Annotated in this window: 10 protein-coding genes; 2 read left to right on the top strand and 8 right to left on the bottom strand. The window is 66.8% G+C overall.

Annotation, left to right across the window (positions count from 1 at the left end):
- Positions 1-101: 101 nt before the first annotated feature.
- A complete protein-coding gene (locus GNZ13_RS38455; RefSeq protein WP_172174937.1) occupies positions 102-1,451 on the top strand; it encodes an NAD(P)/FAD-dependent oxidoreductase in 1,350 nt (449 codons plus the stop codon).
- A gap of 64 nt (positions 1,452-1,515) precedes the next feature.
- Here GNZ13_RS38455 and GNZ13_RS38450 read toward each other — a convergent pair whose 3' ends face one another.
- Entirely contained in the window at positions 1,516-2,409 is an 894-nt protein-coding gene (locus GNZ13_RS38450) for a LysR family transcriptional regulator ArgP (protein ID WP_172174847.1), read from the bottom strand.
- 97 nt (positions 2,410-2,506) lie between these two features.
- Between GNZ13_RS38450 and GNZ13_RS38445 the strand changes: the two genes are divergently transcribed.
- Positions 2,507-3,142 (top strand): LysE/ArgO family amino acid transporter, encoded by a 636-nt coding sequence (locus GNZ13_RS38445; RefSeq protein ID WP_172174844.1) that lies wholly within the window; start codon positions 2,507-2,509, stop codon positions 3,140-3,142.
- 83 nt (positions 3,143-3,225) lie between these two features.
- On the opposite strand, the gene GNZ13_RS38440 is transcribed toward GNZ13_RS38445, so the two are convergent.
- From GNZ13_RS38440 to GNZ13_RS38410, 7 genes are all read right to left on the bottom strand, one after another.
- Positions 3,226-3,453: a hypothetical protein gene (locus GNZ13_RS38440; protein WP_172174841.1), complete on the bottom strand. Its 228-nt coding sequence runs from the start codon at positions 3,451-3,453 to the stop codon at positions 3,226-3,228.
- The gene (gene bcsG, locus GNZ13_RS38435; protein WP_172174838.1) at positions 3,450-5,000 is read right to left on the bottom strand and encodes a cellulose biosynthesis protein BcsG; all 1,551 of its coding nucleotides are present in this window, start codon (positions 4,998-5,000) and stop codon (positions 3,450-3,452) included. The genes GNZ13_RS38440 and bcsG overlap by 4 nt, the downstream gene beginning before the upstream one ends.
- 42 nt (positions 5,001-5,042) lie before the next feature.
- A complete protein-coding gene (gene bcsA, locus GNZ13_RS38430) occupies positions 5,043-7,589 on the bottom strand; it encodes a UDP-forming cellulose synthase catalytic subunit (protein WP_172174835.1) in 2,547 nt (848 codons plus the stop codon).
- Complete coding sequence (bcsQ, locus tag GNZ13_RS38425) at positions 7,586-8,386, bottom strand: cellulose biosynthesis protein BcsQ (protein WP_172174832.1); 801 nt, start codon at positions 8,384-8,386, stop codon at positions 7,586-7,588. Before bcsQ ends, bcsA begins: the two co-directional genes overlap by 4 nt.
- Positions 8,383-8,589 (bottom strand): hypothetical protein, encoded by a 207-nt coding sequence (locus tag GNZ13_RS38420; RefSeq protein WP_172174829.1) that lies wholly within the window; start codon positions 8,587-8,589, stop codon positions 8,383-8,385. Before GNZ13_RS38420 ends, bcsQ begins: the two co-directional genes overlap by 4 nt.
- A complete protein-coding gene (gene bcsE / locus GNZ13_RS38415) occupies positions 8,589-10,625 on the bottom strand; it encodes a cellulose biosynthesis protein BcsE (RefSeq protein WP_172174826.1) in 2,037 nt (678 codons plus the stop codon). The genes GNZ13_RS38420 and bcsE overlap by 1 nt, the downstream gene beginning before the upstream one ends.
- Before the next feature lie 32 nt (positions 10,626-10,657).
- Positions 10,658-14,019 (bottom strand): cellulose synthase subunit BcsC-related outer membrane protein (locus tag GNZ13_RS38410; RefSeq protein WP_172174823.1); only part of this gene is annotated, 3,362 nt, incomplete at its 5' end.

Genomic DNA, 14,019 nt, shown 5'->3' with positions numbered 1-14,019 from the left:
CGGAACGCTTTCGCCGGCTGAGCACAGATAACTTCGGGAGGATAAGGATCATGGCCGCAATCGATCAGCAAACAACCTCTGGCGCGCAATGCACGCAGCCCATGCTGCAAAAGGCGGAAGCGACGCAAGCGGCGGCGCATCGCGTCGTGATCGTCGGCGGCGGAGTCGGCGGCCTTGGGCTCGCCACGCGGCTGTCGGAACCGCTCGGACGCGCCGGTCTCGCGCAGATCGTGCTGGTGGATCGCTGGCCGACGCATTTCTGGAAGCCCTTGCTCCATGAAGCCGCATCGGGCCAACTCGATCCGGCCACGCATCAACTGCAATATGCGGTGCAGGCGCAACGGCATGGCTTCGAATTCGAACAGGGCGAACTCGCCTCGCTCGATCGCACGAACCGGCACATCACGCTGAATGCGCTCCACGACGCCGACGGCCGCGAAATCCTGCCGTCACGGCAGCTTGCATTCGACACGCTGGTACTGGCCATGGGCAGCGTCACGCAATATTTCGGCGTGCCCGGCGCGGCCGAACACGCCTTGCCGCTCGAATCGGTCGCGCATGCGGAAGCGTTTCGCCGCAAGCTGCTCGACGCCTGCCTGCGTGCGAACCATGCGCGCCGCGCGCGGACCGCGCAAGCGGACACGCCGGTGTCGATCAACATCATCGGCGCGGGCGCAACGGGCGTTGAACTCGCCGCTGCGTTGCGCGATACGGTGCGTCTGCTGAACCGCTATAGCCCGTTTTCGCTCGACCCCGTGCGCGACTTCCGTATCCGTCTGATCGAAAGCAGCGAGCGCGTGTTGCCCGCACTGTCCGAAACAATCTCGGCGCGCGCGCAAAAGATGCTCGGCAGCCTCGGTGTCGAAGTATTGAACGCAACACGCGTCACCGAAGTGCGCGCCGATGCTGTGCTGACGAATGAAGGCGCGCCGCTCGCCAGCGACATCGCAATCTGGACGGCCGGCATCGCGGGGCCACCGGTGTTACGCACGCTGGACGGCATCGCGGTGAATCGCAACGCCCAGGTGCAGGTGAACCGCACGCTGCAATGCACGAACGACGCGAACATATTCGGACTCGGCGATTGTGCGGCCTGCCCTTCTTCTGAAAACGCGGGGGCCTTTCTGGCGCCGCGCGCTCAGGTCGCGCACCAGCAGGCGCTGTTTCTGGCGCGTGCGCTGAAGTGCAGAATCGCAGGCGAGCCTTTACCGGAGTTCGTCTATCGCGACGCCGGCACCTTGGTCGGTTTCGGCCGCGAAGGCACGATCGGCAGCCTGAGCAACAGCTTGCTGACGCAGCCGGTGTTCGTCGACGGCTGGTTGGCGACTGCCGTCTACAAGCTCATCTATCGCCGCCACGTGATGACGTTGACCGGCTTCGCACGCATGGCGCTCGATTCGGCGAGCCACTGGTTGCGCCGACGCGTGCATCCCTTGATCCGGTTGCATTGAATTTGGCAGATGCAATTCGGCCAATGCGGGCGGCGTCCTTCATAACACGCCGCCCGCCCGGCGCTCAATCAAGAAACTCCGTCGCCCGCTTGCGCAGCACCGCGCTGAAATCGTCGAGCCAGCCGATCGACAATCGCCAGCTCTGCCAGTACAGATCGACGTCGATATGCTTGCCGGGCGCCATGTCCACCAACTCGCCGCTGGCCAGATGCGGCGCGATCATGCGTTCCGGGCACATGCCCCAGCCGAGGCCCGTCACGCAGGCGCGCAAAAAGCCGGCAACGTGCGGAATCCAGTGCAAGGGCGGGTCCAGTTCCGCTCGCGTGATGCGGCGCATGAAGCGCTTCTGCAACTGATCCTTCGGATTGAAATCGACGCACGGCGCGCGCCGCAGCGACTCACGCGTGACGCCATCCGCAAAGTGACGCTCGAGAAACGCCGGCGTGCAGACCGCGAGATAGCGCATCCGCCCGAGGCGTGTCGAGCGACAACCTTGCACCGGCTCGGCTTGCGTGGTGACCGCGCCTTGCACGCTGCCATCGCGAATCCGCTGCGCGGTGTGGTCCTGATCGTCGATCACCAGATCGAGCAGCATCTCCCGTTCGACGCAGAATTGCGCCACCGCGTCGATGAACCAGGTGCCCACGCTGTCGTCGTTGACAGCCACGCGCAGCGCCGGCCATGGTTCCACTAGCGCGCCGGGCAACGCCGGCAGCCGGCCGGTGAGTTCCGCTTCCAGCAACAGCACGCGTTCGGTATGGCGGCACAGCAGCGCACCCGAGGTGGTCGCGACACACGGCTGGCCGCGCTTCACGAGCACACTGCCCACCCGCTCCTCCAGCAGCTTGACCCGCTGTGAGACGGCTGACGGCGTCACATTCAGTTCGCTGGCCGCACGGTCGAACGAACCGTGCCGCACCACGGCGGCCAGCGCGTCGAGCAATGCATAGTCGAGCATTAGCGCTCCTTAATCGGCATTAAGTAAATTAGCTTCTCTTACGAGCAGCAAAACCGCAGACTAGCCTCGTTCGCTTCCCCCGTCTACTGGATCGATTATGAACTGGCTGTCTTTTTCCCACGGCGCCGCCCTGTGCGCGTCGCTAATCGTGACGATCGGCGCGCAGAACGCCTTTGTGCTCCGTCAGGGCATCATGCGCTCGCACGTCGGCAAGATCGTCGCGCTATGCGCGCTGTCGGACTTCATCTTGATCGGCGCCGGTGTCGGTGGCGCGTCGGTCCTGGTGGAACGCTATCCGGTCTTCGTCCACGCAATGCTGTATGTCGGGCTGGCCTATCTGGCATGGTTCGGCATCAACGCGCTGCGTCGCGCAGTGCGGCCCGGCCATGCGGTGCTGGACGCCAATGCGAACGGCGCGGCGCCGGGCACGAGCGCGGCACCCGCGCAGCGCGCTATGCCGATCATTCTGATGACGTTGGCCTTCACGTGGCTTAATCCGCACGTGTATCTCGACACCTTCCTGCTGATCGGCACGGCGGGCGCACGCGAACCTGATGGCGCACGGGTGGCGTTCGCGCTCGGCGCGATGGCGGTGAGCGGGGTCTGGTTTATCGGACTGGGTTACGGCGCCCGTGCGCTGGCGCCGCTGTTTCGCCGGGCGAGCGCGTGGCGCGTGCTGGATGGCGCGATCGGCAGCATGGTGCTGCTGCTGGCGGTGACACAGTTGCGGTGAACATGGTGCACGCCGTCTGAGGACGCGCGCCGGCCGGCGCGCTGCCGCGCAAGCGCCTAGTCGGCCGCTGCCGCTTGCACGGGCTAGCGTGTACCGGACACCGAGGGCGCAGCGGCCTCGTCGAGCGGCACAAGCTTCATCAGCCGGGCGAGCACCGGCCACTTCAGGAGCGACAGCTGATATGACTCCCGCGCCTGTTCGTCGAAGTACGTGGCCGGATCGACTTCGGGCAACCGGCGCCCAAGGCCGGTGATATCGTCCACCGGCCAGCCGCTCGCCTGCGCCCTCACTTCAGGATTGGCTATTGTCATTTGCCGTCCACCCATACGCCGTCCGGCGTCTTGACCACGTAGCCCGACGCCATCTTCATCGTCACGGTTCCTTCGTTCTCGCCGACCATCTGCGTTTGCGGCAGATTGGCGGCGTACTGCGCCAGGGTCACGCCCGGCTTGAACGGACTGTTCGAAACGAGGTTCGACAGCAGTTGGGCAATCGCGAGGAAACTCGTCGGGTTGTCGATCACCGTAGTCGGTCCATGATTGCCCTGGAAACCGACCAACCGCACGCCTGCCGGTCCATCTACGATGCGCGGCGTCGGAATTTCACGCAGGCCCGCGACCTGATTCGCATCCCCGCGCAGCGCCGCGCCATGCTCCGGCACGAACACGATCACCGCGCGCCGCCCCGAGGCCGCGATCAGATCCGCAAAGCGGTCGACGTCGCTCATCAGCTTGGTCACGCGCTCCGGGTACGAGTCGATACTCGACAGATTGCTGTCCGGCAGACGGTTGCCGTCGTGCAGGCTGATCGTGTTGTAGTACAGCGCGACCGGGCCGGGCGTACTGGCACGCTGTGCATACCAGTTGGCGAGCGTCGCGTAATCGTCGTGAATGGCCGAGCCGTCGAAGGCATGCATCGAGACCGGCACGCTCGCGTTCGAGATCATCGGCACATTCGGCACACCGGTATTGTCGTGCACCAGTTGCAGGAAGTTGTCGAAGTGGCCGTCGTGATTCAGCATCGTTTGCGGCGTGTAGCCGGCCTGCGCCAGGTCGGCCAGCAGATCGCATTGCTGCGGCGCATCCTTGTAGAGATCCGCGTGCGCTTCCTGTCCGCAGCTCGCCCGCAGCACGCGAATCGCGGCCGGCCCGCTGTAGCTCGCAGCTGTGCTGAAGTTGGTGAACAGATAGTCGAAGTGGCTCAGCATCGGGTGATTGCGTGCCTTCACCGCGTCGAGGTCGTCCCACGACAGCGAACAGATATGCAGCACGATCACGTCGAACTGCGTTTTCGGATCGGTGCCGGGATGGCCGAAGGTGACCTGCCGTTGCGATTCCTGGGTGCGGAAGGCCGACAGTGCCGCGTTATGGTCGAGTGGCTGCGCCGCAAGCGCATTGCCGGATGCGGTCGTGGCCGGTCCGCTCTGCAGCCGCGCATACACCGTGTGGCCCTGCTGCCACAGCGGAATCGCGACCAGCGCGAGCAGCACGAAAGTCGCCACACGCAGCCACCGGTTGACGATCAGATAGCCGACCAGCCCGCCGAGCACGGTGAGCAGCAGCATTGGCGGCAAGAAACGCTGCGCGAGTTCGAGCCAGTAGCCAAAACTGAAGGTGGTAAGGTTGCCGAATTCTTCGGTCAGGCGCGAGAACGGCGGCACATTCGCTTCGTAGTACATCAGCGGGATGCCGATCGCGAGACCGAGCAGGTTGCGCAGGACGCGCCACCCGCGGTGGCGCAGCGTCGAGCTTGCCACCAGCGCGAGCGCAAATCCGATGTTAGCGAGCCACACCGGCTGTAGATGCCCGCCCGCGAACAGGTACAGCTTGATGATGAAATACAGGTTCCACAGAGTCATGCTCGGAGTTCTCTCATTGGCCGGGCGCACGCGCCACCGGCATTAATAGCGTGTACGGTCCAGCGCGAGCAGCGACTGAAAAGCGCGCAGCGCGCCGTTCAGCAGCCGCGAATAACCTTCGATGCCCATTGTCAGCACTTCCTTCAGGCCGCGCAGCGGCGCGTCCTCGATCGTCTGTTCGTCCCAGTTCAGCCAGGCGTCGGCGCGGCCGAACGTACATTGCACCATCTGCCGCTCCTGTTCGAGCGTCAGACTGTCGAAGCGCACACCGAGGTGCGAGCCCTCAAAGCGGCTCACGTGCACCGGAAAATGGAACTGCCGGTCGCCACGGCTCAGACACACGCCGAGGCTGTCGCCAAGCGCGAGCTTCAACGCCGGATCGACGTCGAGACCGAGACCGCCGGTCGAATAGTCACTGGTGGTGCACGCCACCGTCGTACCGTCCACGAGCAGCAGCGTCGCCGCGGCCCGCATTGCGATACGGTGGGTGACGCGCACCTGCTTCGCCTCGCGCGCCACGCTCGCTGCCGCACCGAGCATCACGAGGTTGTAGATCGTCCAGAACACGTTCATCAGGATCGTCGCGGTTTCACCGCCCGGCCCGATCGTCAGCCGGTACACACCCGCCATCAGCGCGCTGCCGTTCAACGCCAGCAGTACCAGATACGGTTTCGACACCGCCCAATCGAAGTAGCCTTCGTCGATGCGTCCGCCCTTGTCGGTCACATTGAACTTGCCGTGCTTCGGGCTGAAAAACGCGACCGTGGTCGGCAGCGCGATGTACCACGCGAGCACCGATTCGTAGACTTCAGCCCAGAACGAATGGCGGAATTTGCCCTGCATCCGCGAGTTCGCGATGTTGGCGAGCACGATGTAAGGCAGCACGAAGCCCGCGATGGTGGTCGCGGACGCGTTGATGAAATACATCTGGAAGAACAGGTACGCCAGCGGCATGGTCAGGAAGATGAGACGCGGCAGGCCGTAGAAGAAGTGCAGCATCGCGTTGCCGTAGCACAGGCGCTGGAAGACACCCAGACCGCGGCCGAAAAACGGATTGTCGATGCGGAATATCTGCGCCATGCCGCGCGCCCAACGGGTGCGTTGCTTGATGTGGCTGGCGAGACTCTCGGTGGCAAGACCGGCCGCCTGCACGGTCGGCAGATACGCGGTCATATAGCCGCGCCGGTGCAGCTTGAGCGCGGTATGTGCGTCTTCCGTGACTGTTTCGACCGCGACGCCGCCGACTTCGGCGAGCGCCGCGCGCTTGATGATCGCGCACGATCCACAGAAGAACGACGCGTTCCACAGGTCGTTGCCGGACTGCACGAGCCCGTAGAACAGATTGCCTTCGTTCGGCACGCGGCGGAAGGTGCCGAGATTGCGCTCGAACGGATCGGGCGAGAAGAAATGATGCGGCGTCTGCACCATCGCGCATCGGGCGTCGCGCAGAAACACGCCCATCGTGGTTTGCAGAAACGAGCGGGTCGGCACGTGATCGCAATCAAAGATTGCAACGTACTCGCCATGCGTTTTCTCGAGCGCACGGTTAATGTTGCCCGCTTTCGCATGCTGGTTGTCGTCACGCGTGACGTAGCCGATGCCGGCATCGCGTGCGAAATTCCTGAATTCCTCGCGATGGCCGTCGTCGAGCAGATAGACCCGCAGCTTGTCCGCGGGCCAGTCGATGCCTTGGGCGGCGAACACGGTCGGCCGCACCACCGTCAACGGTTCGTTATAGGTCGGAATATAAATATCGACCGTCGGCCAGCTCGAGGTGTCGGCGGGCAACTCGGCAATCGTCCGGTTGAGCGGCCATGCGGTCTGCACGAAACCGAGCAACAGAATGATCCAGGTATACGCTTCGGCGCCGAACAGCAGATAGCCGAGAATCTCCTCGCCCGTGCTCTGGAACGACAGTGTCTGCGTGACGCGCCACCAGACGTAGCGCAGCATCGCAAGCAAGGCCAGGGTCATCAGGATCAGCACGGGCATGCGGCCAGGGAAGCGGCGCACCACCAGCGCCACGACCACCAGCACCGCGAAGAATTCGAACTGGCCGTCCGTCGACAGCGGTGAGGTGCCGATCACGGTCCACAACACCGCGCCCACCACCACGATGAGCGGCAGCAGCCAGCGAATGTGGCCAATGCGCTCGGTGCCTGCTTCGAGCTGCATGCCCCAGCGTTGCCACGGCAGACTCTGCAGCATCGCTTCGATGCGCCGGCGCACGCGCCGCCAGCGCAGCAGCACGGGAACGAGCCAGCGGTCGATCCACGCGAGCACCGCACGCACTTGGGCTGTGCCCGTCTGGGCGTGTGGCTTCGGGGCCCGGATGAACGCGCGCCACAACCATCCATGCAGGCGGCGCGGTTCGAGCACGCCCCACTGCGCGGCCAGATGCAGCACGGCGGCACGAATCCCCAGCCGCGCGACATCCGCGTTGCCGGCTGCCGGCGGCTGGAAGAACACGCGCACGAGCCAGTCGAGCGCGGTGCGCTCGGCGGGCAGTCCGAGGCCGCGCGCAAGCCAGTCGAACGCGCGCTGGCGTAGCGTGCGCTCGTTGCGGCCGGCGGATGCGGGTCCGTTCATGGCCGCTCGCCCGCGCGGCGCGCGTTTGCCGCCGGCACGTCAGTCAGCGCCGCGGCGAGCCACGCATGCAGCCAGTTCGCAAGGCCCTGCAGATCGTGCGACGCCTGCGAATGCGGTGCGTCGTCGAACAGCCACGTGCCGCGTGCGAACGATTCGGGCAAGGCCGCGTCCAGATGCACGCGCTGCGCGAGCCGCAGCCCGTCGCCGAGCGCGGCGCCCAGCATCGCCAGCGCGTCGCGTTGCATGTCGCGCGCCGGATTCAGCCGGTTGACGATGATCCGCAGATTCGCGCCGCCGCGCCGCAACGCGTCGAGCCGCGCGACCAGGGTCGCGCAGGCAGCCGGTTCGGGCGGCGTCACGCACAGCACGAGATCGGCGCTCTGCACGGCCTGCTCGCCTTGCTGCGACGGATAGCGGGCCGTGTCGACGAGCACGACGCCGTCGCGCGGCAGATCGAGTTGCGCGAGCGCGTTCGCGAGCCACTGCGGTTCGGCCGCGAGGCGCGCATCGCAGCGCGCGCTTTGTTCGAGCGACACCGCGCCGTACGGTACGAACAGCACACCCTCGCTGTTGCGCCACGTGTGCGTATGCCACGCTTCGTTTTCGTCGAGCATGGCTTGCGCGAGACCGGTCGGCGCGAGGCAATCGAGACCGAGGTGCGCGCCGAGCATATTCTGCGGATCGAAATCGAGTGCGACCACGGGACGGCCGCGCCGCGCGAGCAGCACGGCGAGCGCGGCGCTCAGGGTCGTGCGGCCTGTGCCGCCGGCGGTGGAGACGACAGCAATCGTCTTCATGACGTGCCCCCAGCGGGGCGCTCAGCGTCGGGCAACAGGCGCGCGCGCAGGGCGACCGGCTCGATTTCGCAGCGCACCGCATCGCGCGGATCGAAGTGGCGCATCGCCCCGAGACCGCGACGCGAGCCGGCGCGCTGCCACACGATCCACACCGGGATCGCGAGAATCAGACCAGCAACAAAACAGATCAACAAAAATCCCATTACTCGCTCCCCTTCTTGCGCAGCGGCATTGCATGCGGCTCGGCACGCCTTTGTGGCGGGGCCATGCGCGGCGCTGGCGGCTGCAGTGGCTGCGGCGCGATTGGCCCGGACGCCTCGGCCTGCCCCGCTTCGTGGCCTGCTTCGTAGCGCGCTACCTGCCCCGCCTTCTGCCCGGACGCCTGCGCCGCCTCCGCACGCGCGGCCCCGAGCGCCTGCTCTACCGCGGCGAGCTGCGCGACCGTGGACATTCCCTCCCCGGCCGGCAAAACGGCGCCGGCGTGCGCGGCTGTGGCCGGCGCAGCGGTGTGATTGCGCAACGGCGTGGCGAACAGACCGCTGTAGTCGGCGATCGGCGTGCGCCGGCTCGCCGTGGCGAGCGCATTCAATTCATCGCCGATGCTCTGCTCCGCCAGATGCACGATGTCGCCCGCGATCCGCTCGACCGGCACGTTGAAGATGCGTGCCAGCGCGGCGTCCGCGTCGGCCAGCCGGCACGCGAACAGGAACACGTACAGGTGCGAGGCATCGGCCGTGAAGACGTCGCCCGCACGGCGCGGCACGCAGCTTCTCAGCGCTTCGAGGTGCGCGCATTGCGGCAGTAGCGTGAGCTTGACGAGCACATGCGGCAGCTGCAACACGACACTGCGTTCGAGTACCGCGCGCACCCGTTCGCAGAAGGCGCCGGCCGGCAGATAGCCCAACACGTCCTCACTCAGCGCAGCGCTGAGCGCGCTTCGATAGTCGGCAGCGATCGGCCGCGTGTGCAGTTGTCCCTGCAACGATTGCAGCAGCGACTGCATCCGCGAGAACGGCAGATCGCGGCCCAGCACCAGGTTGGCGCCGAGCGTCAGCACCAGCAGTTCGTATTGATGGCGCAGCACTTCGCCCCGTTCGGCGACGACGATCTTCAACGCGCGCCCGGCCTGGCGGCGCAGCGCATGGATCGCCGCGCACAACGCATCGAGCTGCGCGCCGCCGGCGTAATCGAGCACCACGGTCGCCGCCTGTGCGTCGACACACGCCGCGAGCACGGCCTTCTGATCGGCCAGCACTTCCCAGTTCGGCGGCACCCACGCCTCGTCTCCGCGCACCACTGCGCGGCTGACCACCACCCGCTGTTCGTCACGTGCCAGCAGCCCATCGCCTCGCGCGGCGCCGTTGCCGAGAGCATCAGGCGCGACGCTCAGCCGGCCGCCATCGGTAAAGCGCAGCGAGCGCACGTCGCCGGTGACGAGCGTGCGGTCCGAGCGCCAGAAATCCACATGCCACAGCAACTCGCCGTGGGTGCGCTCCATCCGCGCGACGCCCGCGCAGGCCGCGTGAAATTCGTTGCGGCCATGCTGCGCCGCTGCGCTGTTGAACGCGGGCTCGACGAACAGCGAATCGGCAGCGACGTCGGCATCAGCGTCCGATGGCGAACCCAGCAGCAACACCAGCGTGATGTTGCGCACCGCGCACCAGTTCGCGAGCATTCGGCCTTCCCGCGCGAGTGCTGCCGGATCCTCCCAGTTGAACCAGCGCTCGGCGCCTTCGACGAAATAGAGTGAGCGCGAACGGAAGCCGAAGCGCTTGAGCGCGCGCAGGCCGCCGAACACCCCGGCAAGCGCAACCGGCGGCACCCCATGGGCGCCTGCGGCGGCGGGACCGGCCGAGGCGCTGCCGGCCGGCGGCATCGCGAGGACGCTCAGGTTACGCGGCCAGCCGGAGGCCGGCGTCCTGGCGCTGAAACCGAGTTCGCGCAGGCGCGTCGCGACCTGTGCGCGAGGGCGTGCCAGCACCACCGTGACGTCGCGCGCTTGCGCCTGGCGCGCGCTTTCCCAGAGCAGTGCATCGGCGCCCGGCGTGCGCGCAGCGGCGTAGATCGCGTAGAGCTTGCCGGCTTCGAGCGCGGCCCATTCGTCAGGGAGTGCGTCGATCGCCAGTTGGCCGACCGGCCGCGCGCCGCGATCCGATCCCGCCCGGCGGACGGCCTGCAGCAAGCGTCGCACAAAGGCGCCGACCGACGTCGGCTTGAGTGATTTCGAAACGGTGCTCACGCGTGGCCTCCCTGATCTCGTTGTATCGCCGCTCAAAAGCTGGAGTAGAGGCGCACGGGCCTCGGCGACAGACTGTTGTCCTGCTTGCGTCCGTCGAAGGTGTAGCGCATGTACAGCATCGCGGAACTCGGTGCGTAGTCGTGCGAACGATCAATGCTCAGTTGCATGCCTGCCACCAGATAGGGGTTGAAACGGTACTGTACGATGCCGCTCAATCCATACGAGAACGCAACGCCGCGCGTCGAGCTGGCCGTATTGACGAGGTTGCTGAAACCCGGCGCCGAGCTGGCCGTATTCCACAGACTGTTGAGCGCAGGCGAAGCACTGTTCAGGGCGGGCAAACCGTTCGGGTAATACGGCGAGTCCTTCTCATACGAGTTCGACACGCCGACGGTGGCCGTCAGGTCCCAGTTCAGCGCATCGCGCCGGCCCGCCCATTCGATCGGCACGCCGAGCGACAGATAGCGTTGCGGGCTGTAATAACCGCCCTGCCCGAACGAATAGAAGCGCAGATTATTGGTGTAGTGCCAGACGTTGCCGACCAGCCCCGTGCTCACCAGCGTGTTGACGCGTTGGTAGACCGGCAGCGTGAAACCGGTGCGCAGGGTGATTTCCTGGTTGCTCGCCACGTTTCGGCCGGTCAGCATCCCCGCGCCGACATCGGCGAACACGCTGGTTGTGCCGACATCCACTGCCGTGTGGAAGTCGATGCCGTCGCGGCGCACCCCGCCCCACACGGCGCCGGTCACCGGATCGTGCATGCCCGCGTACGACAGCAGGCTGCTCGTCTCCGGACGGCGCGAGCCGCTGATCGAAAAGCTCGCCGGTCCCGCATCGAACTGGTAGCGCACGCCGCCAACCATGTAATGCACGGGAAAACCGAGCGGCGTCGTGCCGAAGTCGAAGCGCCATGCGTCGGACGTATAGCCGGCGCCGAGCGCGACGCCGGTGGCCGACTGATGCAGGTACGGCAGCGTCGCGGCGTTGTCGGCCACAGTCTGCGCCGACACGTTTTGCGACTGCGCGAGCTTGTCGGCGGCGCCCAGCGTGCCGAACGTGTCGCGAGTGAACGAGTTCGCGTCGCTGACGTCGAGTGTGCCGGCATCGATATGAACGGTATCGGCATGGAGGAAAAAGTGGCCGTTGTAGCGATAGGGAATCTGCAGGTACACGGGCGCTTGCCACGCACGAAACTGCGAAATGCCGGGGTCGCCCGATTTATAGGCGGGTATCCACGCTGTCTCGATCTCCGGATTGCGGCGTTGCTGCAGATCGGCCAGCGCGGCTTGCGCGGGCGTGCCGTCGGGGCCGGCCGTCACCCCCGCCGCGCGTTCCTGGGTCAGCGACAGACGGTACAGCGATTCGGCGTCCTCGTACTGGCCCAGATCCTGGGCGAGGCGTCCGCTTTGCACCGTCACGTCCGGCCGCGCCGGATACGCGACCCGCAAGGCCGAGGTGATCTGCTCCGCTTCCTGCGGGCGGCGCAATGCCGCCAGTCGGCGAGCCGCGGACAGCCGCGTATCGACGTCGTCGGGCGCCGCGCCGTCGATCACTGTGCGCACGAGATCGAGCGCCGAGCGGCGCTCGCCGCTTTGCTCCAGCACACGGGCGAGCGCCAATTGCGCGTCCGGATCGTTCGGCGTCGCGGCCAGCACCGGTGCCAGCGCGGCGCGCGCGGCCGCATAGTGCTGCTGCAGCCGTTCGAGATCGGCGACTTCGAACGCATACCGTTTGTCGCGCCGGCCGGCCGGGCTGACGCGGGCTAGCAACTGCCCCGCCGCGGCGTAATCCTGGCGATCGAGCGCTTCGTCGGTCTGCCGCAGGATCGAGCGCAGCGCCTGGTCCTCGAGACGCGCGCTTTGCGCGGGGCTGAGTTGGGCTTCGCTGCGCAGCGACGTCAGCCACGCGTCCAGTTCGTGATTGCGTTTCGCGCTGCCAAGCAGATCGCCGTAACGCAGACGCACGTCGGCGTCGGTCTGCTGCGGATGCGTGTCGATCCAGTTCTGCAGCAACGCGAGGCCGCGCTCGGGTTCGCCCTGATCGATCCACATCGAGCCGACCGCGGCCAGCAGGTTCGGATCGTCGCCGGCCAGCGAGCGTGCCCGGTCGAGCGCTTGTGCCGCGCCCGCACGGTCGTCCTGCGCGAATGCGACGCGTGCTTTGGCGAGCCACTGCTGCGCTTGCAGGTCGCGTTCGAGCGCACGCATGCCGTCCGTGCGGCCCTTGTCGGCGATCGGCGCGAGCACGGCTTGCGCACCGCTGATGTCGTCGAGCGAATTGCGATAGAGCGCGCTCGCATAGCGCATTTCGGGCGACGCCGACACAGCCAGGCCGTCGTCCATCACCCGCCGCCCCAGCTGCGGCAGACCCAGATCGCGATACAGGCGCGCGAGCGCAAACCGCGTCCACGGCGCATCGGGCGCGAGCCGCAATGCTGCTTCGTAGCGCTGCGCGGCCGGGCCGCGCTGGCCCGCTGCCAGCAATTTTTCCGCTTGTCCGCTGAGGATGTCGGCGCGCAGTTGCGCGAGACCCTGGCGGTCGTCGGCGGCAGTGAAACGGCTCTGCAATGCGTCGAGGAGCGGCGCGACCTGAGTCGCGCGGCCGGTGTTGTCGAACAGCGTCTGGGTACTGCGCACCGCCGACAGGTTCGGTTCGCGCGCCGCCAGCAAGTCGCGCAGCAACGGTTCCGCGGCGCTCCAGTTGTGCTGCGCGAGCAGCGCGTCGGCGAGCATCAGTTTGGCGTCGGCGTTGGCCGGCTCCATCGCGAGCGCGGCGCGTGCGGCCCGTTCGGCATCCTGCGGCCGCCCGGCTGCGGCGGCCTCGCGACCCTGCGCCAGCGTGCCCCAGAACTGCGCGGTGCGCGCGAGGCTTTCCCACTTCCCGCGATTGTCCGGCGCGAGCGCGGCCGCGCGCAGAAACAGCGTACGGGCTTCGTCATGCCGCCCTTCGCGCATGCGGACCAGACCGAGGCCACCGACCGCCTCGGCGTCGCTCGCCCGGGCTTGCGCGGCTCGTGCGAGCAGCGTGTCGGCCGTCGTCAGATCGTTGCGTGCGAGTGCCTGCAGGCCGCGTTGCTGCGCGATGTAGTCGGGATTGCGCTCGAGTTGCCGCTGCGCCTCCAGCTGCGCTTCGATCAGGGCGACCCGGTCCTTGAATTCGGTATCGTCCGGCACAAGCTGGAGATAGGCGCGCAGCGCGGCGAGATAAGCCGGGTCCGCGCCGGCGAGTTGCAACACGTGACGCCACGCGTCAAGCGCTGCCGAGCGATCCGAATCCGGCCGCGTGACGAGATTCCACGCGATGCGGTTGGCCTCGGCGCGCGTCTCTCCACGCGCGTTCAGCAGATTGGCGAGCACCAGCGCCGAATCGACATCCGACGGATCGGCGGCGATCC

It is taken from the genome of Paraburkholderia elongata, assembly GCF_013177735.1.
In the GTDB taxonomy this organism is placed as follows: Bacteria; Pseudomonadota; Gammaproteobacteria; order Burkholderiales; family Burkholderiaceae; genus Paraburkholderia; species Paraburkholderia elongata.
The sequence above is the reverse complement of the archived record's forward strand: the minus strand, read 5'-3'. Positions and strand labels throughout refer to the sequence as shown.